This window comes from Pedobacter sp. B4419, from assembly GCF_059693725.1.
This window is the reverse complement of the sequence record NZ_JCASSL010000002.1, coordinates 577,386-600,700: the sequence shown is the minus strand read 5'-3', so window position 1 is coordinate 600,700 and position 23,315 is coordinate 577,386. Positions and strand designations below refer to the sequence as shown.

Sequence of the window (23,315 nt, the reverse complement as noted above, 5' to 3'; positions counted from 1 at the left end):
TAAACCATTTTCCCATTGGCTAATTTTGTCGCGTTCTTATTCAGGGCGCAATGGTGAAACAAAGGATTGATAGTGAAATGCAACAATGGTTGGCAGGCGATGAGCAGGCCTTCGGAAGGATCCTTGATTTCTACTATCCGAGGCTTTTGGCGTCGTCGATCAAAATAGTTCACCATAAGGAAGATGCCGAAGAGCTGGTGATGAATGCCCTGTTGAAGATTTGGCAATATAAGCTCCGCCTGTCTGAGGTGCGCCAGTTTGACGACTACTTGTTCGGCATACTAAGGCAAGAAGTGGTTAAGCTTTCGCGTAAACGAGTGTTGGCAACAGAAGATATAGCCGATCAGCCCTTAGGCAGTCTAGGTTTGGTCCAACATCCCGAAGTTGACTTTAAGGAAGCCCTTTTTCGGTATCAAGCAGCACTTGATAAGCTTAGTCCAAAACAGCGGCAAGTATTTCTCGCCCTGCGTGAAGAGGACAAGAGCCGCAAAGAGATTGCCGAACAAACAGGCATGTCTATCAATACGGTTAATAGCCACATGAACTCCGCATTAAAAATACTTCGACAGGAAATGAAAGAATTCCCGGAAGTAATGGTCTGCATGCTGATCAGCAGTTCCTTTTTTCTATAGTTCATATCCTGTCAATAGTTCAATCAGTTGCTGTGTTTTGAGATTAGGCCAAGGTTAACAAATCCTGTCCAATATTAACAAATCATGAATTCGCATTTTGCGCCTAATTATAAAATTGCTTTCATGCATTCTTTATACTAGAGGCCATGGTATGGCCTTGCAAAAAGAAGAACATGGAGCGACCATCAAAAAATACGTTGATCAGATACTTTCGTGGACAATGCCTGCCACAGGAGATCGAACTGGTAGAACTTTATTTAGCGCTGGGGCTAGATCAGGAGCTTGTAGCCGACTGTATGAAAACGGCCTGGCTCGATGAAGAGGATCATTCCCATCTGGATGTAAGCGATGCTGATCTGTCGGATTTTAAAAAACGGTTTTATGCCCAGCAAAGTGCACTCAGTCCTTTGCCACCATTAGATGGGCAAAAAGCTAAGCGTAGCTTGCCATTCAGGCTTCCCGTATGGGCAAAAGCAGCAGCAGTATTCATCCTGGTTGGTATAGCACTGTTTTTCTATAACAGGACACGCCATGTTGCCAAAGAAGAGCTGATGGTGCACAATATAGAAGTGCGTCCAGGAGGGAATAGAGCCCTATTAACCTTGGCCGACGGTTCGGTAGTTTCTTTGTCTGATAAGCCGGCAGGCGAGCTTGCGGTACAGGGTGGGTTTCAGGTAGAGAAAACCGGGGATGGCGAGATCGTGTACAGTATCAATCATCAGGCAGCAACTATTTCCAATGCAATGAATACCATTGCAACCCCTAAAGGCGGACAATACCAGGTTACCCTTCCTGATGGCACAAAGGCTTGGCTCAACGCCGCATCATCGCTCAGCTATCCCCTGCGGTTTGAGAAAGATGGAAGGCGGGTAAAAATGACCGGCGAGGTTTACTTCGAAGTTGCCAAATCCATACAGCCCAATGGTAAACGCTTGCCCTTTTCTGTAGAAACCGATAAACAGGTAGTGCAGGTTTTGGGTACCCATTTCAACATCAGCGCCTATGAGGATGAGCCGGCAGTAAAAACAACACTGGTAGAAGGGAGTGTAAGAATAATTTCCCATAATGACTATACCGCACTTTTACGGCCTGGGCAGTTGGCTATAGTCGACAAGGATATTCGGGTAGAAGATGCCACTGTAGATCAGGAGCTGGCATGGAAGAACGGCGATTTTATATTTAGGGGCGAGACTTTGGAAAGTGCCCTGCGCCAGGTTGCCCGCTGGTACGATGTAACGATAGAATGTCCGCCACGTCTTGGCAAGTTGCGCTTCAACGGTATGATTTCACGTAAGCAGCCACTCTCTACTATCATAGACATGATACAATTAACAAAAATGGCAAAAGTAACGGTTAAGGAAAGGAGGCTCATCGTGACAGACTAATACTTATGAGCACGAGGCCGAAACAAAAAGCCAAGGGTGGTGGAACACCCCTGGCCATAAGTTAAAGCTGAAAAATACCTTGTAGCAACAATAGCATCAAACATTTTAACATTAACAAAAATATGAATTTTTATCAATGCATGCGTGTTATGAAAATCACCATGATATTATTAACCTGCTTCCTCCTGCAGGTGAGTGCGGCAAGTTATGCCCAGCGTGTTTCTATCAACAGACAGAACAGCAGCATACATGCCGTATTGGAAGAGATCAGGAAGCAGACCCAGTATGATTTCTTTTACGATACGAACCTCTTCACTAAGGCAAAGCCAATTAGCATCAATTTAAAGAATGCCACTATAGAAGAAGTGCTTAATACCTGCTTTGAAGACAAGCCTTACCAGTATGTGATCAAAAACAACATGGTTGTGATTACTGCCGTTAAAATGCCGGTTAACAAGCAGCAGCTCGGACGGATAGCTGGCAAAATCATCGACGATCGTGGCGAACCGCTTCCTGGTGCCGGGATTAAGGTGTTACAAGCCGATAAATTAATCCAGAGCAACGCAGATGGCGGTTATAGCCTGAGTATTTCTGAGGGAACATACACCTTGGAAGTCAGTTACATCTCCTTCCAAACAAAGCGCGTAACTGAGGTGATTGTAAAAGCCGGACAACTGACCTCGCTCGATATCGTATTGAACGCCACAACCAATAAATTAAATCAGGTAGTGGTAACCGGATCATTTAAGAACGAAAGTACCAATGCACTTTATGTCCGCCAAAAAAACGATGCATCTATTTCTAATGGCATTAGCAGGGAGCAGATGGCTGCTTTGCCCGACAAGAACATTGGCGAAACGCTGAAGCGTATTTCGGGCGTAAGCACCACAGATAACCGCAAGGTAGTGGTACGTGGTATTGCAGAACGTTATAATGTGGCCATGATGGACGGTGCCACATTGCCCAGCACCGATGTACAAGTGCGCGACTTTGAGTTTGATATCATTCCAAGCAACCTGGTTGACAATGTGGTTGTTTCTAAAACGGCTACACCAGATATGAGCTTTGGCTTTGGTGGCGGTTTGGTACAGGTGAATACGATGGCTATTCCCAGCCAGAATTTCATTTCATTCAATATCGGCAGCAAATATATTAACGGAAGCACCGGCAAGGATTTTTTGGGCTACCAACGTGGCAAGAACGACTACCTGGGTTTTGACGATGGCGGTAGAGACCATTTTCCAAAGGATCTCTTTTACTTAACTCCGGCTAATTATAACCCCACCAATCCGTCTGCCACAGCGCCACCTGCAGGCATTCAGAAAATTACGCCTGAGATGATTGCCGAACAGAACAAAAAGATAGGAGGGCTGGAAAGATTGGGTACTCGAATCTATCAAACGGCTCCCGGCCAAAACTACCAATTTAGCTTGGGCAGAAGCTACGGATTAAAGAACAGCCGTTTTGGTTTTGTAGGTTCATTAAGCTACCGCAACGAGCAGGCCATTGATGATATTGCCCACTTTGAGCGTGGTGCTTTCAATAAGCTCAATGAAAATAACTATGATCCGAACACCCATGAAGAGTTCAAACAGTCGGTTGCGCAGCAATATAATTTTACCACCAGTTTGGGCGCATTGCTTAACCTGGGCTGGGCCAGCAAAAACCATAAGCTTACTTTGCGTAATTTTTATTCAAGGTCATTTGCCAACCAGTTCTTCCGTATTTCGGGTTGGGGTGAAGATTTGGGTTCTGGCGAAAATCCGGCAGTGCGAGAATATGACCGTCCGAAATTTATCGATCTGTTACAGAACAAGATCAGTGGCGAGCATACGTTTGGCAAATTGAGGCTCGACTGGGGCCTTGCTCGCAATAAGATCAACAACCACGAGCAGGATGCGGTAGATGCGAATCTGTTTCCTACGGTAACATTCAATGGGGTAACTTATAATTATGGGCCTGGTGCTACTACTGGAGGCGCCCTTAATCCGGGACCATTAAGTCGTTCTTCTTACAAATATGCCGAAACCAATTGGATGGCCGACGCTGCCTTAAGCTATAAATTCAATATTGGAAAATCGGTACAGGTATTCAAAACCGGATATCAATATCAGGATAAAAAGGGGGGCTATGATTGGAACGTTTTGCCAATAGGTGCGGCAAGTGGTTTTAATGGCGCATATACGCCAATCCAACAATGGAGTCCCGATTTTAATGATCCCCTGCATGATTTTTACTATTTTCCTGCTGGATTCAATAACAAAAGCTATATCGGCAAAAACAATAATCAGGCTCTATACGGGATGATGGATAGCCGTTTGGGTACTTGGCTGCGCCTGGTATGGGGCATGAGGGCTGAGTACTACAAATACGAAAAGGTATTGGATGCGGCTGCAGACAAAATAGCGCAAGCCGACTTGGATAATGCAGCTAAGCAACGGTTTGTAGACCCCGAAACAGGTAATCTGGTACACCGCACCCATGATGCCAGCTCCGAGGAAAAGAAATGGCTCTACATGCCCTCGGCAAACCTGACGATTACCCCGTTTAGCGATTTCAATATCCGTGCTTCTTATGCCAAATCGGCCGTTAGGCCAGCCTTAATCGAGAATTCGAGTTTCTCTCGCTTCAACTACCTGTATGGACGCATACAGCGGAATACAGGGGTGATTTCTACCCTCATTTCGCATTACGATCTGAGATTGGAATGGTATCCGGCTGCTGGTGAGGTCATCTCTGCAGGCTATTTTAAAAAGCATTTCAAAAACCCTGTCGAAATGTATCTTGATGTTACCTCAACCAGTGGTGCAGTAGACCTGCTTACGGCCAACTCCGACTACGCCGATGTTAATGGCTGGGAGCTAGACCTGCGCAAGAGCCTCGGGTTTATCAGCAGCGACTGGAAATTTTTGAGCAATCTTTATTTCAGTGGTAACCTTACCCTCCAAAACTCAGAAGTGCAGGCCAGTTCATTTGTTTATAAAGGAATGGCGGCATCAGATGACAATGATGGTAATACCTATTCTTATCGTACCAAGACCTATCTGCGCGAAAAGCGTCCGCTGTATGGTCAGGTGCCGGTATTGTACAATCTTGGCTTGCAGTATGTGGGCGAACGTTTAAGCGCCAACGTCGCCTTTAACCACTCAGGCTATAAAACCTTTACGGTGGGCATGTTGCCCCAATATTCGGAAATGGAAAGGCCACGCAACCAGTTAGATGCACAATTGAGCTATAAATTCCTCAAAAGCAAAAAGCTGGAAACCAGGCTGAATATGGGCAACTTGCTGAACAGTCCTTACCGTTTCTTCATCAATGGCAAAAACACCTATAAAATAAAGCCCGGTACAGAAAGCATGAATATGAAAGAGTGGTCTGATGTGTATGAGTGGAAGTATGGATTTTCAGACAAATACGAAGAAGGCTATTATGAAACAGACAGCGAAGGAAAGACCAGGCGCATAGGTGATACGGATTCGTTTATCCGTAAGATCGGCTCTTCATTCAGTTTGAGCCTAAACTATAATTTTTAATCAATTAAAAATGAGTACAATGAAATTGAACAAACGATACCTGGCTTGCCTCAGCATAATGTTGCTGGTACTGGCCGCCTGTAAAAAAGGCAATGAGAATTTTTTCTATAAGGGAGGCGTGATGCCTATTGCTATAACCGGCTTTAACGGCAGTGCAGAAGAATTGGTAGTGAAGGTAGACACCTTTAGCTTCCCTGCTACATTAGGGCCAAATACCAGTTTCCAACAAAGCAATTTCTACACGTTTAAAGGGACTCAAAACCAGGTGAAGCTTACGGTGAACGAAAAAAAGACCGGAAAACTGGTGTTGGAAAAGGAACTTAAAAAAGAAGATGGCACTGCGAAAATAAGTTTCCTCTATATGGACGGCAAGATTGTTGCAATGCCAGATAAACCCGCGTTAGAGAACGAAAAGATCAGTCTCATCTACATGTTTCAGCCTACAGCTACGAATTATACAGAACCTGTTGATTTTGTAGTAGGGAAATATTATGTAACACCACAGGTTTTTGAGGAAGTGGTAAGGGCCAAAAACGTAAAGCCTAATGAGTTCAGTACGCCTGTAAAGCTGTCGACATTTTCTACCGCCAGGCAGGATTACAATGGGGTAATGACATCAGTTTTGTTTATTGTACGCATTTGCAAGGCCGGTACAAATATTCCTTACACCGATGGCACAGCCTATAGCTGGAATTTACTGTCGACCACCGCACCAAAGCCCTCTTCTTCTGTTGCGGCTTCGAAGCTTTATATATTCAATGAACTTCCTGCGGGAAGTGTAATGAGGTTTAACACCCGTTTAGAACAATAAAATCAAACAATGAAACAAATCATTATAACCATCAAAAAAACAGTTTTTTTCGTCATCTTGCTACTGGGATTTACGGCCTGTAATAAGGAAGGCGAGCGCATGAAAGCAGTTAGCGTACAGCTGGCAGGCTATAACATTGGAAACAGCGAGCTAGAGGTTTCGATAGATGAAGTAACTTATGACAAGTTCAGGACGTCAGCAAATAAACAGCTGAACTTTAGAAAGGTTTATACCTATCCATCCAGCAAAAGCCAAGCCTTATTGAAAATAAAGGATATTACTTCTGGAAAAGAAGTATACCAGCAACAGTTGAAACTGAACAGTGGCGAGCTGGAAATGTTTTTTCCGTTTGTGTTCTTCAATGGCAGTCCGCTAGCGATTGCGCCTACGGCAGCCGATCCCTCAACCAATAAGATCGCCTTCTATCTTTATAATACGCAAAGTAGCGATGCGGTTGACATCTTTCTGAAAAATGACGTTGGACAGATTTCATACATTGCCAAAAATGTGTTGCCTGCTACTTGGGCCTATTCAAATTACATAACTCCCGAGGGATTTAAGGAACTGGATAAGATTACGCTCTATTTTACCAAAGCCGGTACTACAGACCAGTGGGCATTTAACAATAGCGAGCTGTTGAGTAAAGGCTCTTTAGGAACGCTTCTTCTTCCTAAGTTTGGAGAGAAAGGTTCGGTTTGTACTTACTTTGCAACGCCAGGAAATAACCAGTTAGATATAGTTCGTCTATTTAAAGGATCGAACTAGGGCATTTCGTTGCAACTAGATTCCAATAACGCTCAAATTGAAGCAGTTCTTTTCAGAACTGCTTTTTTGTTTAAATCATTTATTGCTACAGTTAATTTTAGGCTGTAAATTTTATATTTGTGTATGTCCACCTCTCCATTAGCGATCTGCCGACGTAAAAAAGGATTAAGCCAAGAGCAACTGGCAACTCTTTCGGGCGTGAGCGCCAGAACCATCCAGCGCATTGAAAAAGGAACAGTAGAAGCGCATTTAGCCACACTCAAGTTATTGGCCGAGGCTATGGATGTAGAGACCGAACTCCTTTTGGAAGGAAAGCCAGACGCCCTTGCTCCAATAGTTGAAAAGGCAGATAAATGGACCCCCATGTTCCATGCTTTGGCGCTGATCGGCTTGTTTTTTCCTATTCTCAATATTATTCTTCCGGGGTTTTTATGGTGGTTTAAAAGAGACGAAAATCCCGAATATGATCGGCAAGGCAAACAGGTTGTCAACTTTCAATTGACCATGTCTTTTGCTTTTGTTCCTGCTGTTGTGCTACTGGTTTTCTTCTTCCCTTTGGGTTTTCCTTTAACTATATTGATCTACTTTTATACCCTGGTTATGTGCGTAATCAACCTGTTCAGGTCGATCAATCAGCAAGCCGTTCGTTATCCCTTGGCTTTTGCTTTTTTGAAGTAAACAGCCTTTATGGCTTAGAAAGGGCGAAATGGCGTGAAGGTGTCGGTAAGGTGTCGTTGAAAGAAATGAGTCTGTATGCCTAATTTTGGATTAAATAATTTAACGATGAGACAACAATTTTTAGCCCTTGCTTTTACTCTCTACCTGCTTCCATCATTCGCTCAGCATGCTGTACAAATTAAACAACTCAACGGCCAATCGGTTCGCACCGAAGCCCTGCAAAAAAGACTGGCGCATATCGTTGACAGCGCCAAACTTGCCGGTTTGCAGGTAGCCATCATTAACAACAACAAAACCGTATGGACCTCGAGTTTCGGTTATAAGGATATCGAAAACCAAAAAAGCCTAAACGACAGTACGGTAATGTACGCAGCCTCCTTAACCAAACCGGTTAGTGCCTATATTTTGCTGCGTTTGGTTGATAAGGGCATATTTAACTTGGATAAGCCCGTACGTGCCTACCTGAAAAAACCTATTGGCCAGTACGATAAATGGAAAGACTTGGCTACTGATACAATCTCGTTTAACCGCATTACGCCAAGGATGTTATTGGCCCATAGTTCGGGCCTGCCTGTGTTGCGCCAATTGTACGGCAACAAAACCAACCTGATTGCCAAACCTGGCGAAAAATTTTATTACTCGAACGAAGGCATCAACCTGTTAGGTTTAATGATAGAGGAATATACCGGAAAGCCACTTGAGGTGATTGCTCGGGAAGAAGTTTTTGGTTCTTTGCAAATGGCGCAGACCAGTATGATCTGGGAAAAAGCGTTTGAAAACAACTTTTCATATGCTTATTTCAAAGACGGGCAGAAATACGGTTCAGAAAGACGGCAAAGCAGTCGCGCAGCGGGTTCAATGTCGACTACCGCAACTGATTATGCCCGTTTTTTCATTAACCTGATGACAGAAAAGGGCTTAAAGAAAGCCAGCTATCAACAAATGCTGTCATCTCAAATTGCAGTAACCAGCAAACGAGGCTTTGGCCCTTTGAGGGATAGCATAACCCATGAAAACGATGCCATTAAACTAGCCTGGGGCTTGGGTATTGGTTTATTTCAATCGCCTTATGGCAAGGGGTTTTTCCATACCGGGCATGGCGATGCCAACCAAAATTATGCGGTGGCCTTCCCCGAAAAAGGAATTGCAGTGGTTTTGTTGAGCAACAGCGAAAACTTTGAAAACGTGAGTGCCCAACTTGTAAAAATCTGCATAGGCGATACCTATTCACCGTTTAAATGGCTGGGACATTTGGATAATTGAATCTCGTATTCGAACGAGAGGAGAACCACTCTTTTCGATGTTGGAACAGATTTTGTACACGTTAGGCTAACCCGATTCTAATTAACCTATTGTGATGGAACGACCAGATGAGCATACTGTTTCAGTACGGTACCAATTTTTGCACCGTGCTTTTATCTTTCCGATGTTCTTCACCATCGGATTACTATCAATTTTGGCCGGATGCGCATCTTTGGAGCAGTCGAAACAGACTGGCATAAAGCAAATCACCAGCCTTAACGCATTTAATGGTGTTTATTCAGAAAAAGACAGTACGGCAGGTACATCCGCTTCGCTGTGGTATCACTTGAATTTGAAGGATAAACCTGATTTCTCACAGGCTCCTATTACATGGATCAGGCTTGAAGCCGTTGCTTCGAACAGGCTGAAGGCGAGCTGGAAGCGTAGCGATGGACAAGATGAGGAGGTAGAGCTGAAAGGAAAGCTGAAGGATAACTACTTTGTATCAAAGCACCGTCGCAGCGCAATTCCTATCCCACTGATTTATGGAAATTTCAGCAACAACCAATTCCAACTTTCCTTAAATGAAGGCAATAACCTACGGGTTGATAGGATGGAGAACAAATGGGGCTGGGTATTCGTATTTCTGGCCAGCAATAACAGCACAAGAACCTATAATTATAAACGCGATGAGGCTAAGCCCTAAAACCATAAAAATAGCTAGGGTATTGCAGTTAATCGTTGCGCTATTCGTAACAGCCTTGCCGTTTGCAGATGGATATGCCCAAGAGCGCAGCATCACGATGCGGAAAAGTTATTATGATTCGTTCGGCAAAAATAACCTGACGATAAAAGTTACGAATCCATGTAATGCAGACTCGTCAATATTCGATGGTTCGATGACCCAAATAGAGGCTTCGCTAAAAAACACCAAGACGACCAGAATGACTTACAACTATCCTTATGCGCAGATGTCGTTGATCTATTTTGTAAAAGAGGAGGTTGCCGTCAAGGAATTCGGAGGACGCAAGGCCGTGATCATACCGTTCTATTATTGCGGGGGATATGAGGAATTTGACAGAAAAGTATCCTATATCGTCCTCTTTGATAACAAAAAATACATCTTCCATCTTGATTATTACTGCAAGGTTGAGCAGGACTGCAAACCTGTTAAAAATCTTGAAACCTTACTTAAAGACCTTCCAGAGCGTATCAAACCATACCTCATCGGCTACCTCAACAGTAAACATAAGTACAAGAAGAGCTTCCATCAAGATTAGGAAGAGGAACAATCATTTGTAGGCACTGGAATAAACAGTAGCCCAATATTTATCGTACAGTGCATCAAAAGCCTTATCGTTACCAGTTCTGGTACTAAGTTGAAATCCGAACAAGGGAAGCTGGTAACTATTAAGCCAAGGCTACCCAACTATTATTTTTGATCAATGGGATTGGCTAAGTTAAGTTCTGCTGCATTGTGAAGTTTTTGTTAACAAAATGATAATTTATGGTTATCTTAATGTTTCCTAATTTTGTGGCATGCAAATAGCAACCTATGTGATCTATGAACTGCTGATCAGGATCAAGGAACTGAACCCCGATGTTGGGGATTTCGTTTCCTGCAGGAAAACAGACCGAGGAGTTTATGTACAGACAACCTCAGGCCATGTAACCATCCCCGAAAGCGTTTATCATCAGCAATTTGAAGATCCAACCAAAATTTCAGCAAGCGAACTGTTGGCTTTGCTTTAGCTTTATTAGTTCATTAGTCATTAGTTCATTGTGTAATTAAAGGATTGATTTGCTTGATTAGGCTTGTCATTCCGAGTACAAAAAGGAGTTTAACTCGATAACAGATTCTTTTCTGTTTATTTTCCACCCTGCCTTTGGTTTCTTTGCGGTTAAATTATGAATTGAAAACTGCCAATTGAAAACCGAATCATGTTAATTTCCTTTATTAAAATGCCAATCTCCATAATCCTTGATGCAGTATCTTTAAATGATCAACGCTGTTGATTGTATAAATGGACCATTAGGATTTTAAAATGAACAGACAGACAAAAAATGTTTCTGAGTTTTTTAGGTTAACGCTTTGTTCATTATTGTTTTTGGTATCCTCGCTTCATGCTAATCTGGGCTTTTCGCAAACCGAAAAGAAAAGCGAAGTTTCATCCCTGCTTAACCCGCCAAGTCTGCCCGCCCAAAAAGCCTATCTCCAAACCGATAAGCCCAATTATATGCTGGGCGATACTCTTTGGTTCAAATCTTATGTGTGGAATGCCAACTACCTCAATAATCCAATTGCAAAAGAGGTACTCTACCTGGATATTGTTAATGAAAATGGAACCCTCATCAAGCGTCAAATGGTTTTCCAATATTATGGCATGGGCATCGGCAATATCGATCTCAACGGAGCCATATACAAGGCAGGCAATTATAGGCTAAGGGCCTATACCAATTGGATGAAGAACTTTGATTCACAATACCTTTTCGAAAGACCCTTTGCCATCGCAGATCCTGCAGAGAACGAATGGCTGGTTGATTCTAAAATGGAAATACAACAACAAGGATCAGAAAAGCTGCTCGACGCTACTATTGCATTGAGCCAGACAAATGGAGCGAAAATTGGCCAAAAGGATATAGAGGCCAGCTTATTTGATGGCGAAAAGCTGAAGAAAAAAACAACAGTGCAAACCGATGCAATAGGAAGGCTGAATCTGAAATTTCCGCTTCTTGGCAACGATAAGCCCAAAAACCTGACTATCCAGTTAAAAACAACAGGCAATAATCCACAGGGAGTAAAGTTTCCAGTGCTATTGAAGCAAGAGCAAAACATCGACCTGCAGTTTTTGCCCGAATCAGGCAACTTGGTTGTTGGATTAAAAAGCAAAATTGGCTTTAAGGCAATTAACGAGCAGGGCTTGGGCACAGAAGTTTCGGGAACGGTTTATAATAACCTTAAGCAAGCTGTTGCCCAATTGAAAAGCAACCGTTTGGGAATGGGCGCTTTTGTCCTTACGCCCAAAACTGGCGAAACCTATACCGCTGTGGTTAAACAGCAGGATGGAACAGAAAGGAGCTACTCCTTGCCTGTTGCCAAAAAATCTGGAGTTATATTTAAAGTAATTAATGAGCAATTGAGCGATTCGTTGCTTATCCAGTTCTTGGCTACGGCTGATCAGAGAGGAGGAAGCTATTTTTTTATTGGCCAAGCTCGTGGCGTGGGTTGCTATGGTGGTGTGGTTAAGCTAAGCGATTCCATTGTACAGATCAAAATCGGCAAAAATCTTTTCCCATCGGGCGTCATCAAATTCGTTCTATTAGACGGACAAAAACAAGCGATAGGCGAACGATTGGCATTTAACAGCGGCAATGATTTGTTAAAAGTAAGCCTCCAAACCAATAAGCCCAATTATGCCAACAGAGATAACATCGATCTGGATATAGCTGTTAAAGATGAAAAAGGAAATCCCGTTCAAGGCAGTTTTTCGCTTGCGGTAACAGACAACGGCCAGGTTAAAATAGACTCCATTAAAAATGAAAACCTGCTTTCGCGCATCTTGCTCAGCTCAGAGCTGAAAGGCTATGTAGAGGACCCGGGCTATTATTTTCCAAAGCAAATGACGGCAACAATTTGGAGCGATTTGGATCATTTGCTGTTAACCCAAGGCTGGACAAGCTACAATTGGAATGTAAAATACAAAGCCGTTGAACCTCGTTTTAAGCACGAATCGACTTATGCCATAAACGGCAACGTAAGTTCGGGTTTGGGCAAGCCAATGGAGAATGCCAATGTGGTGTTGTTGTCCAAAAAACCATCGCTTTTGCTGCAGGCCACCACTAATGCCAAAGGCGCTTTTGCCTTTAATGAAGTAAAGCCAGCAGATTCTGCAGTGTATTTTATCCAGGCAAAAAACAAAAACGGCAAGAGTTTTAATGTGGCCATTAAGGTAGACGAATTTACTGCTCCTAAATTCGATTCGGTTTACCATCTTAACAAGCCATGGTTTTTAAATATCGATACCAGCACGCTAGGTACGGTTAAAAACAGGATCGAAAATATCCAGGAACAACATAAGCGTTCAGGGAAAAAACTCAACGAAGTTGTCATTATAGGCAAGAAAACGGTTAAGGGCTCAAGTAGCCTAAACAATGGCGAGGCAGACCTTACCCTAAACGAATCGGATTTGAATAAAGCCAATAAAAAAAACTTGGGTCAATTGCTTTATCAGTATATCCCTGATTTAAGGATTGACGAAATGAAGCATGTGTACATGATCAGAGACCAGTTTGTGCATTTGGTCATCGACGGGATCGATGTGCGAACAATTAGGCCGCAAGGCATGACTTATCGCGATTTTTATAAAGATTACTACCTCGATTTAATGACCGCCGAAGACATTAAAGGCATAGAACTGATGCGTTCGCCAGGAATGATCGCCAATTATGGGAAGCGATTTTTAAACTCCTCAAAGGATGTGTTCGATTACCATGCCTTTATCGAAATTACCACCTATTCTGGCAACGGAGCTTTCATAGCCAAAACGCCAGGCACATTTCTCCTAAAGCCTCTTAGCATGGTTGAAGCCAAGCAGTTTTATAGTCCGAAATATACCGTAAAAGCCAATGTCTCGGCCGTAGATGCACGTTCAACGGTTTATTGGAATCCAAATGTAGTGACGGATAAAAATGGCCAAGCGCATGTCAATTTTTATGCTACCGATAAAAAAGGCTCTTACACCATCATTGTTGAAGGCAGCAACATGAACGGAGGCATCGGCAGGGAGAAATCGAATATTATTGTTAAATAGAATTTAAAATGAATAAAATAGTAGGCATTTTGGTCTTGGTGATCCAGCTGATCGTTTACCCCGCACTGGCTAAACCAAATAGCTCAATAACCACGATTAGAGTTGGGACGAATAGTCCGCATATTGCCCAAATCAATGCCAGCCAACTCCTATTGGTAACAGGAACGACCTATCGTTTTACGGTAGACACTCCCGAAGATAAAGGCTTAACCGCCACAAGGGCTACAGTGGCCGAAATCATCAATGAACTAGCTTCTACAGATGGTTCAGTACAGCAATATCAGATTAAAGACAGCAGTGGGGCACTGAAAAGTGAGGGTATAATCAAAGAAGATGATTGGCTACAGGTAACTGCCCAAGATGGAAAAACCATAAAAAAATATGCCATTGCATTTAAACAGCTGGCTTTGGGTGGAAAATTGAGCCTGCTCAAAAAGCAACTCACCCAAAATACCAATACCAGCATTACCCTTAGCTATACTGCCGGGCAAAGAAGCCCTAATGCAACCGTAAAATTGTTTTTTCCTTTGGGTATTGAACCAACTTTAAGCAATACAAGCGTAAACGTAATTGGAAGGGGCTTTGTGAAACTGGGCGAATTAAGCAGACAATCAATCGGCAGGGCGGGCTCGCTTTATTCTTATTCGAAAGTTGGAGAAGTAGCAATAACCAAATCTGCCAACGGGAGCATCCTCACTTTTAAAAATTTAGACCTCAGGCCAGCAAATGGTGCCGATCTGATCTTAAAAATAGGCGACGTTCGTTTAAAAAACAGCGGAGATCTCGTTTTCAAAGCTACTTACACCACTTCCTTGCCAGAGGTGTTGAGCAGTGCTGGTACCGGAAACGAAACCGTTAGCTTAAAAGTGACTAAAACTATAGCTGATTTCGAACGCGTGGTAGATAAGAATTTGGCCTATCAAGAAACCCCGGCTACCTATACCTCGGTAAAGTTCAAATGGCCGTTCATCAACGATGCTGAAAATATCCAGTTAGAGCAATCGCTCAACGAGGGCAAAACATGGTCGCTTATGCCAACAGCTGTGCTAGATGTGAAAACAGGTACGGCCAAAGTAAGCAATCTTCAATCTAATTTGCTGTATAGTTTTAGACTCGCGGTAAAAGATGGCGAGAAAAAGGGTTATTCTAATCAGGTACAGTTTTATACTGGAAAAATGGATGTCAAAAAGTTTGGTGTGAATGCTGATGACCAAACAGACGACACCCAAAAAATCAATGAGGCCATTGCTTACCTCCACAAAATTGGTGGCGGTACCTTGTACTTTGGCAAAGGCACCTACTTGGTTAAAACGGTTCATCTACAGAGTAATGTTTACTTGTTTGTGGACAAAGAAGCAACTATTAAAGCCATTAAAGGAGCTGATGCGCCAGAAGAGACCTGGTTTAGCGATAAACAATACCGCTCAGGATTATCGCCCACGGCTATCGGCCCTTATGCCGATCCAGAAAACTACCTTACCAAACAAGATGTGGGGCACCATTATTTTAGAAACACCATGTTTTTTGGCGAGCGTTTGGACAACATCAAAATTATAGGAAATGGCAGGATTACCGGTGATGGCAATTTGGTAAATGGCGATAATGTAATGAATAATGCGCCCGATAATAGGACTGATAAGATGTTTACGCTAAAGCTCTGCACCAATATAGAAATTGGCGGCCTGCCTAAAACCGAAGATTTATGGTACGATCCTGCAAAAGACGAACCTTATTATGTAGGCAAAGACGGCAGCAAAAACTTCGACACCCAAAACATGCTCAATATAGACCGGGCTGGGCATTTTGCCTTATTGGCAACAGGCTCTGATTCGATCAATGTGCACAACACTTATTTCGGCAGAAACAGTACCTCGAATGTACGCGACATTTACGATTTTATGGCTTGCAATGACGTAACCGTTACCAATATTTATTGTAAGGTAAGTTCAGACGATATCGTGAAACCTGGTTCGGATTGTTCCTTGGGCTATACCCGACCGGCTCGAAACTACAAGGTGCGTAACATTATTGGCGATACCAATTGCAACCTGTTTCAGATCGGATCGGAAACCGCCGATGACATTATGGATATCTGCGTAGACAACATTTATGTATTGGGCGCGAACAAGGCTGGATTTTCCATCTCAACCAACGATGGCGCCCATATCAAAAACATCCACCTTAATTGTGGACATACCGGTACTTTGCATGCCAGGTCTAAAATGTTGCGCAGCACCACACCATTTTTTATTTCGATTTCTAACCGTGGCAGGATTTTAGGCGCAGCTGTAGGCAGATACAACTTTACCGACAACGGCGAAAAACACAGCGAGCTCTTGGTCAAAAATATCAACATTGGGGTGGTTGAAGACATCATCATCAATGGGGTAGATATTACCGAAGTTTATGGAGGCAGTTCTTATGGCGATGCCGACAAACGTTGGAAAGCTTACGACGGCAAACAGCGCAAAGCAAGTCCCATTATTGCGGGTTATAAGTTGCCCGATAACGAAGCCGTAGAGGGAGGACTAAATTTTAAACTGCCCAATGGTCAGCATACCGGCTACATCAAAAACGTATCTTTTACCGATGTGCATGTGCTCGTTAAAGGCGGTAATGGGGTGGCAGATACTGCACAAAGTCCTCCAGAATTGGGTGTTGGACAATACAACGTATCCAATTTGAAAGTACAGCCTTCGTATGGCTTGTGGGCACGCCATGTAAAAGATTTGACAGTTAAGCAAAGTTCTTTCAATTACGAGAAGAGAGATAGCCGTTATGTTATATTTTTGGATGATGTAATTGGTGCCACATTCTCAGACCTTAAGATGGTAAAGCCTGCGGATAATCCTGTTTTGATTGGCCGGAAAAATGCATCACAAATTAGCATAGACAAAATAATGTACGATGATGATGTGCTGGGCAAAGATCCCAAAGCCTTATCAAAGCCGAACTAACTTTAAATAATCATTATTCAAAATAAATGAACCTTACTTTCCGATACCCTTCCGTTTTATTTTTTGCTCTTCTCTTTTCAACATCAGTTAGCTATGCCCAAAACAATAAAATCTACCATAAAGGTTGGATAGATTTTAACAAGAATGGAAAAATGGATGTTTTTGAAGATCCATCTCAACCCATCGATAACCGGGTGAACAACTTGTTGAGCCAAATGAATTTGGATGAAAAAACCTGTCAAACGGCCACGCTTTATGGCTACGGCAGGGTGCTGAAAGACGAAATGCCAACGGCCGAGTGGAAGACAAAAATCTGGAAAGACGGTATCGCCAATATTGACGAAGAACTCAACAGCTTACCTTACAATAAGAAAGCGGTAACCCAATATTCATTCCCTTTTAGCAAACACGCCAGTGCCATCAATACGGTGCAAAAATGGTTTGTAGAAGAAACCCGTCTCGGGATCCCGGTCGATTTTAGCAATGAAGGCATCCATGGGCTTTGCCACGATCGGGCTACGCCTTTTCCGGCACCTATCAACATTGGCAGCACTTGGAATAAAAACTTGGTTTTTAGAGCTGGCAGTACCGTTGGGAGAGAAGCCAAGGCTTTGGGCTATACCAATGTATATGCACCTATTCTCGATGTGGCCAGAGACCAGCGCTGGGGCCGTGTGGTGGAATGTTATGCAGAAGATCCTTACTTGATTGCAGAACTGGGTAAACAAATGACATTGGGCATCCAAGATCAAGGAGTAGCGGCTACTTTAAAGCATTATGCCGTTTATAGTGTGCCTAAAGGTGGTCGCGATGGCAATGCCAGAACCGATCCGCATGTAGCACCTAGAGAATTGCACGAAATGTTTCTCTATCCCTTTAAACGCGTGATCCAAGAAGCCAAACCCATGGGCGTAATGAGCAGTTACAATGACTGGGATGGCGAACCTGTAACCGGAAGCTATTATTTCTTGACCGATCTGTTGCGCAATCAATATGGTTTTAATGGTTATGTGGTTTCAGACAGTGAGGCGGTAGAGTTTATCTCGAGCAAACACCATGTGGCCGACGATTATAAAGGAGCAGTAAAACAAGCCCTGGAAGCGGGTTTAAATGTACGCACCAATTTTACCATGCCCGAGACTTTTATCCTGCCCTTGCGCGAGCTGGTGAAAGAAGGCTCGGTTTCGATGAAAACACTCGATGAACGCGTTGCTGATGTTTTGCGGGTGAAATTTAGATTGGGTTTGTTCGATAGCCCTTATGTGAATGAGCCGGCACTTGCCGATAAAAATGTGCATACACCTGCAGATGAAGAATTGGCTTTGCAATTGAACCGGGAGTCGATGGTGTTGCTGAAAAATGATAAAAACCTATTGCCACTCAATGTTAATCAATACAAAAATATATTGGTTACCGGTCCGCTAGCAACCGAAACGAAATACACCACCAGCAGGTACGGCCCTTCTAACAATCCAATTGTGTCTATTTTGGATGGAATCAAGACTTTTGCAAGCAAGTCTGCTACCGTTAATTACAGTAAAGGCTGCGAGGTAACCGATTCCAAGTGGCCCGAAAGCGAAATCATGCCTGTTGCGGTAACTGCCCAAGAGCAGGCCCAAATCAACGAAGCCGTAACAGCAGCCAGCAAAGCTGATGTGATTATTGCCGTAGTTGGTGAAACCGATGATTTGGTGGGCGAAAGCAAAACCAGAACAGGCTTGAATTTGCCTGGTCTGCAGTCGCAATTGTTGCAGGCTTTGTATGCAACCGGAAAGCCGGTAGTGATGGTTATGGTAAACGGTCGTCCTTTAACCATCAATTGGGAAAACAAATACCTGCCAGCAATTCTTCAAGCCGGATTTCCGGGGCCTTCGGCAGGTAAAGTTGTTGCTGAAACTTTGTTCGGAGAAAATAATCCTGGTGGCAAACTGACCATGACCTATCCCAAATCTGTTGGCCAAATCGAATACAATTTCCCTTTCAAACCGGCATCGCAAGCGGGGCAAAGCAAAAATGATGATCCAAACGGTTTTGGCAAAACCATGGTATTAGGCTCGCTTTACCCTTTCGGTTATGGCTTAAGCTACACCACTTTCGAGTTCAGCAATTTAAAGCTAAGTGCAACACAAATCCGCTCGCAGGGAGAAATACAGGTATCGGTTGATGTGAAGAATACGGGCAACCGCAAAGGCGATGAAGTGGTACAGCTTTATTTGAAAGATGTGGTGAGCAGCGTAACCACCTACGAAACGGTATTGAGAGGTTTCGAAAGGGTAGGCTTAGCTCCAGGAGAAACCAAAACTGTTCAGTTTACATTGAAGCCAGACGATTTGATGCTCTTGGACAAAAACATGAAATGGACGGTAGAGCCGGGTAAGTTCGAGGTGTTGATCGGCAATTCCTCAGAAGCGATTAAACTCAAGAAGGAATTTACGGTGATTAGATAGCTGCTGTTGTTAATCGAAGAAAAGAAGTTCTCGAAGAATGTAAGATGGAAAATGTAAGATGGAAGATAAAGTTAACAGAGAACCTGTCATCCAGAACGTAGTGAAGGATCTATATCCAAGATAGATGTCTTTCCCAGCAAATCTAGATCGCAATGACCTATCTTTCTTTGATTTAACCACAATGCCACAAAATTCTTTGGTAAGTGGTTTCTATTCCTCCCCCTACTCCCCTCCAAAGGGGGACAGAGACCTTGTTATCTTAGGTGGTAAAAATACTAACCACATAGGCACATAGAAAAGTTAAGGCTCAAAAGAGGGACAAGAGCCATAGCTAAGATGAACTAAGGTGTCTTATATGGTGGAAAAATTAACCACATAGGCACATAGAAGAAGTTAAGGCTCAAAAGAGGGACAAGAGCCATGGCTAAGATGAACTAAGGTGTCTTAGGTGGTGAAAAGACTATCTAAGGTGGTGAAAAAGAAAATCCTCATGCCAAAATACCTGATTTATTAGCTAAACTCTCTTACCTAATTCTTGATTTTTATAGATAGGTTGCATCATTATAAACCAGATAGTTTTCTTTATATGAAAAAAATCAACCTAATTGGCCTAGTACTGTTACTTGTACTGAGCTCATCGAGTCTTTTCGCAGCCACCATTACTGTGGCATCCATCGCAGAATTGCAAACGGCCCTCAATAAAGCCAAACCTGGCGATGTAATCTTGCTTAAAAAAGGCGTCTACACTACTAGAGAAGATATCACTGTAAATAAAGAAGGTACTGCCGGAAAGCCTATTGTCATTGCTGCGGAGCAAATTGGTGAAACGGAAATTACCGGAAAAGGAGGTTTTAATTTGGTAAAACCTGCCAAATACATCACTATTAAAGGCTTTAAGTTTACACACCTGGCCTCAAGAGCCAAAACAGGCAATGGCACCAGCTTTTGCAGGTTTACCCAAAACATTTTCGAAACGCCCGGCGATGGAGAAGATTTGACCGTGGCGGGTACCGATCAGGAAGTAGATTACAATACCTTCCAAAATAAAAATGCCATGGGCAGGTTTGTGGCCATTAGGGGCGAAGGTAAACAGATCGCGGAGCGGTTGCATATCCACCATAATTATTTCAATACGGCAACCAGTCAAGGAGGTAAAAACGGAGCCGAAGCTTTTCAGTTTGGCTTAAGCGGCTTTAGCATGTCACTGAGCAATAGTGTAGTAGAGTATAACCTGTTCGAGAAATGCGAAGGAGAAAACGAACTCATTTCTGTAAAAGTTGGAGGGGTAATTTTACGCTACAATACCATCAGAGATTGCCCGGCGCAGTTTACGCTTCGTCATGGCAATAAAAATCAGGTGTATGGGAACTACTTTGTCAACACGCCTGGCTTAAGGATTTTTGGAGACGACCATTTGGTTTTCAGCAATTATTTTGAGAACTGCAAGCCGGCAATTACCATTGGAAACGGTGGTGCAGAAGTAGCCGATGGTGCTCCATTAACCTCTCATGACAGGCCAGATCGGATTTTGATTGCCTTCAATACCTTGGTCAATAACAAAGAAAACATCGTGCAAACTCCTCGAAAAGACGGGTTGGGGGCAACTTATGTTACGGTGGCAAATAATTTGATCCAAGGCGGGAATTTGGCCACCAAAATTTCTGGACCAATGACCCAGGCCCAATGGAAAGGGAATGTTCTTTTTAACGTAGGCCCGGGTGATTTGCCAGGCGATTCTTACAGAACTATAGATCCGAAACTGGTGAAAGATGCTTCCGGTACTTTTCATTTATCGGCCAATAGCCCTCTAATCAATACCGTTAAAGAGGCTTACCCAGCGGTAAGTGTTGATATGGATGGCCAGCCAAGAGTTAGCCCTTTAGATGCTGGTGCCGATGAGGTGAGTACAGCTCCGGTAAAAGCCAGTATTTTATTGCCTAGCCAAGTAGGCCATTTAGCCAAGAAATAATTGCAGCACATGAACAAACTTAGCATCGCCTTTTTGTTGGCATTCAGTTTTATTATTGCTAACGAGGCATCCGCACAAAATAGCGAATGGGTTAAATACGACGATCAAAAGGGAAAACTCAATTACAAAGCTACTGCTAATGGCGACCGCATCATGGATTTCTCTCATGCGGGCTATCAAGGTGGAGGCGTGCCCTTGCCCAATATAGCTACCCAAATCAAGGTAAAACCATCGGGTACTGGTGATGACACCAAGACCATTCAAAATGCAATCGACCAAGTAGCCAAAATGCCTCTACGAAATGGCTTTCGGGGAGCAGTGGAGCTTTCGGCTGGGGTGTTTACCTGTGCAAGTTCTATCATCCTTTCAGAAAATGGCATCGTTTTACGTGGAAATGGCAGCGAAAAGGGCGGTACAACTATTAAAATGATTGGCGAACCCCATACAGCCATCGTTATTGGAAGAGGAAATACCAAAGTGGCGCTAGGCAATACAGAAGATAAAGAACAAATCGCGCTAGCTAGTACACATTTGGCAGCTGCCTACGTTCCGGCCGGCGCTTCCGTTTTTAAAGTGAGAGAGGCGAAAAGCTTTAAGGTAGGCGATACCATCGCTATACAACGCCCAGTTACCGATGCCTGGATCAGCTTCATGAAAATGGACGACATGTATCGGGAAGGCAAAAAGCAAACCTGGCTGGGAACAGGAAGACAAGAAATTTCGAAAAGAATTATCAAAGCCATTAATGGCAATCAGTTTACGGTTGATGTGCCATTAGCTGATTCCTATGATACCAAATTTTTGGAACCCATGGGTGCAAAAATTGTCAAGATCAGAACGTTGAACAGGGTAACGAATGTGGGTATAGAAGACCTGCACATCCAATGCGAACCTTTAGAAATCGACTATGGCCATGCACCTTATGCTGCGGTGAGGGTAGGTGGCGATGATTGCTGGGTGAAGAACGTATTTGCCGAAGAAACCATGAACAGTACCGTGTTGGCAGGAGATCGGATTACCATGCAAAAGATCAAAATCAAACATACCTATACTAATTTAGGCGCTTCAAAGCCTGCTGATTTCAGCTTAGAAGGGAGCCAGAATTTAATAGACCGATGCGAGGCCACTGGAGGAAATACGTATTTTGTATGGACTTCGAGTATGGTAACTGGTCCAAATGTGGTATTAAACTCTACTTTTAAAGGCATAGGCAGTCGCATCCAACCTCACCAGCGCTGGGCAACGGGCTTGTTGGTCGATAACTGTACCATTCCCGATGGCAATATCGATTTCATGAACCGCGGCATTGCTGGCTCTGGCCATGGCTGGACAATGGCCTGGGCAGTGGCCTGGAACTGTGTGGCCAAAAGTTACATCATCCAAAATCCGCCAGGCGCAGCAAACTGGGCAATTGGCTGTATTGGCCTCAGGGAACAAACTGCTAGATTATTCGACAGCAGCCCTGTTATTCCCGATGGCAATTTTGATTCGCATGGCAAACCCGTGTCCATTCAAAGTTTATATTTGGCACAATTGGAAGAAAGGCTAGGCAAAAAAGCCTTAAAAAATATCGGTTATCAAGCCAATCAAAGGAGCGAGTTTAACAATAAATCAATTGAGCCAACACCATTCAAGCCAGATAGCGATCCGCAGTTAGGTATAAATCTGGCCTATGAACGTCCGGTAAATACCAGCAACGTACGAGGCACTACCCGCCAATTCGGAGGCGAAAAAGCTTTAGATGGCAACGATAAGACCTATTGGGCCATTAACGATGGCTTGAAACAGGCTACTTTTGAGGTAGACATGGAAGGTCCCGTAGCAATTAATGCCCTGAAAATAGGCGAAGCTTTAGGACAAAGGGTGCAGGAGTATAAAATAGAAGTACAACTGGATAGCAAGTGGATTTTGATAGATCAGGGAACTACCATAGGCGAAAATAAAACCGTGAAGTTTCCGCAAATAACCGCTTGGAAAGTCAAGCTTACGGTGAGTAAATTCAGTGACTATCCGGCTATCAAAAACTTTGCTTTATACTTGGCCAAATAATAAGGAGTTAAATCAATCTCATTTACGCTAAAAGAT

At 43.3% G+C, this 23,315-nt stretch carries 15 protein-coding genes; all 15 read left to right on the top strand.

From position 1 onward, the window contains the following. The first annotated feature begins 50 nt into the window (after positions 1-50). The 15 genes from AC570H_RS14210 (at position 51) to AC570H_RS14140 (ending at position 23,279) form a co-directional block, all read left to right on the top strand. Positions 51-632, top strand: a complete 582-nt coding sequence (locus tag AC570H_RS14210; protein WP_497355912.1) for an RNA polymerase sigma factor — start codon at positions 51-53, stop codon at positions 630-632. A 173-nt stretch (positions 633-805) separates the two neighbouring features. Beyond that, complete coding sequence (locus AC570H_RS14205; protein ID WP_497355910.1) at positions 806-2,017, top strand: FecR family protein; 1,212 nt, start codon at positions 806-808, stop codon at positions 2,015-2,017. Between the two features lie 149 nt (positions 2,018-2,166). After that, positions 2,167-5,550, top strand: a complete 3,384-nt coding sequence (locus AC570H_RS14200) for a TonB-dependent receptor (RefSeq protein ID WP_497355908.1) — start codon at positions 2,167-2,169, stop codon at positions 5,548-5,550. A 10-nt stretch (positions 5,551-5,560) separates the two neighbouring features. Beyond that, complete coding sequence (locus AC570H_RS14195; protein WP_497355906.1) at positions 5,561-6,361, top strand: hypothetical protein; 801 nt, start codon at positions 5,561-5,563, stop codon at positions 6,359-6,361. Positions 6,362-6,370: 9 nt separating this feature from the next. Then, positions 6,371-7,126 carry a hypothetical protein gene (locus tag AC570H_RS14190; RefSeq protein WP_497355904.1) on the top strand — a complete coding sequence of 252 codons (756 nt, stop codon included), beginning with the start codon at positions 6,371-6,373 and terminating at the stop codon, positions 7,124-7,126. Positions 7,127-7,249: 123 nt separating this feature from the next. Next, positions 7,250-7,804 (top strand): magnetosome magnetite crystal formation protein family, encoded by a 555-nt coding sequence (locus tag AC570H_RS14185; protein ID WP_497355902.1) that lies wholly within the window; start codon positions 7,250-7,252, stop codon positions 7,802-7,804. A 105-nt stretch (positions 7,805-7,909) separates the two neighbouring features. After that, positions 7,910-9,067, top strand: a complete 1,158-nt coding sequence (locus AC570H_RS14180; RefSeq protein ID WP_497355900.1) for a serine hydrolase domain-containing protein — start codon at positions 7,910-7,912, stop codon at positions 9,065-9,067. A gap of 94 nt (positions 9,068-9,161) precedes the next feature. Beyond that, on the top strand, positions 9,162-9,752 hold the full coding sequence (locus AC570H_RS14175; RefSeq protein ID WP_497355899.1) for a hypothetical protein: 591 nt from the start codon (positions 9,162-9,164) through the stop codon (positions 9,750-9,752). Then, positions 9,736-10,326 (top strand): hypothetical protein, encoded by a 591-nt coding sequence (locus AC570H_RS14170; protein ID WP_497355897.1) that lies wholly within the window; start codon positions 9,736-9,738, stop codon positions 10,324-10,326. Before AC570H_RS14175 ends, AC570H_RS14170 begins: the two co-directional genes overlap by 17 nt. A gap of 259 nt (positions 10,327-10,585) precedes the next feature. Then, complete coding sequence (locus AC570H_RS14165) at positions 10,586-10,798, top strand: hypothetical protein (RefSeq protein WP_497355895.1); 213 nt, start codon at positions 10,586-10,588, stop codon at positions 10,796-10,798. 293 nt (positions 10,799-11,091) lie between these two features. Next, complete coding sequence (locus tag AC570H_RS14160; RefSeq protein ID WP_497355893.1) at positions 11,092-13,857, top strand: hypothetical protein; 2,766 nt, start codon at positions 11,092-11,094, stop codon at positions 13,855-13,857. 8 nt (positions 13,858-13,865) lie between these two features. Then, the gene (locus tag AC570H_RS14155; protein ID WP_497355892.1) at positions 13,866-16,814 is read left to right on the top strand and encodes a glycosyl hydrolase family 28-related protein; all 2,949 of its coding nucleotides are present in this window, start codon (positions 13,866-13,868) and stop codon (positions 16,812-16,814) included. Positions 16,815-16,840: 26 nt separating this feature from the next. Continuing rightward, complete coding sequence (locus AC570H_RS14150; RefSeq protein WP_497355890.1) at positions 16,841-19,261, top strand: glycoside hydrolase family 3 N-terminal domain-containing protein; 2,421 nt, start codon at positions 16,841-16,843, stop codon at positions 19,259-19,261. A gap of 586 nt (positions 19,262-19,847) precedes the next feature. Then, positions 19,848-21,230 (top strand): polysaccharide lyase 6 family protein, encoded by a 1,383-nt coding sequence (locus AC570H_RS14145; protein WP_497355888.1) that lies wholly within the window; start codon positions 19,848-19,850, stop codon positions 21,228-21,230. A gap of 9 nt (positions 21,231-21,239) precedes the next feature. Continuing rightward, the gene (locus AC570H_RS14140) at positions 21,240-23,279 is read left to right on the top strand and encodes a discoidin domain-containing protein (protein ID WP_497355886.1); all 2,040 of its coding nucleotides are present in this window, start codon (positions 21,240-21,242) and stop codon (positions 23,277-23,279) included. Positions 23,280-23,315: the final 36 nt, after the last annotated feature.

Bases quoted from the DNA above. Each gene is read 5' to 3' on its own strand.
- AC570H_RS14180 (WP_497355900.1), top strand. From the start codon at position 7,910: ATGAGACAACAATTTTTAGCCCTTGCTTTTACTCTCTACCTGCTTCCA.
- AC570H_RS14160 (WP_497355893.1), top strand. From the start codon at position 11,092: ATGAACAGACAGACAAAAAATGTTTCTGAGTTTTTTAGGTTAACGCTT.
- AC570H_RS14205 (WP_497355910.1), top strand. From the start codon at position 806: ATGGAGCGACCATCAAAAAATACGTTGATCAGATACTTTCGTGGACAA.
- AC570H_RS14210 (WP_497355912.1), top strand. From the start codon at position 51: ATGGTGAAACAAAGGATTGATAGTGAAATGCAACAATGGTTGGCAGGC.
- AC570H_RS14195 (WP_497355906.1), top strand. From the start codon at position 5,561: ATGAGTACAATGAAATTGAACAAACGATACCTGGCTTGCCTCAGCATA.
- AC570H_RS14145 (WP_497355888.1), top strand. From the start codon at position 19,848: ATGAAAAAAATCAACCTAATTGGCCTAGTACTGTTACTTGTACTGAGC.
- AC570H_RS14150 (WP_497355890.1), top strand. From the start codon at position 16,841: ATGAACCTTACTTTCCGATACCCTTCCGTTTTATTTTTTGCTCTTCTC.
- AC570H_RS14140 (WP_497355886.1), top strand. From the start codon at position 21,240: ATGAACAAACTTAGCATCGCCTTTTTGTTGGCATTCAGTTTTATTATT.
- AC570H_RS14165 (WP_497355895.1), top strand. From the start codon at position 10,586: ATGCAAATAGCAACCTATGTGATCTATGAACTGCTGATCAGGATCAAG.
- AC570H_RS14175 (WP_497355899.1), top strand. From the start codon at position 9,162: ATGGAACGACCAGATGAGCATACTGTTTCAGTACGGTACCAATTTTTG.
- AC570H_RS14200 (WP_497355908.1), top strand. From the start codon at position 2,167: ATGAAAATCACCATGATATTATTAACCTGCTTCCTCCTGCAGGTGAGT.
- AC570H_RS14185 (WP_497355902.1), top strand. From the start codon at position 7,250: ATGTCCACCTCTCCATTAGCGATCTGCCGACGTAAAAAAGGATTAAGC.
- AC570H_RS14190 (WP_497355904.1), top strand. From the start codon at position 6,371: ATGAAACAAATCATTATAACCATCAAAAAAACAGTTTTTTTCGTCATC.
- AC570H_RS14170 (WP_497355897.1), top strand. From the start codon at position 9,736: ATGAGGCTAAGCCCTAAAACCATAAAAATAGCTAGGGTATTGCAGTTA.
- AC570H_RS14155 (WP_497355892.1), top strand. From the start codon at position 13,866: ATGAATAAAATAGTAGGCATTTTGGTCTTGGTGATCCAGCTGATCGTT.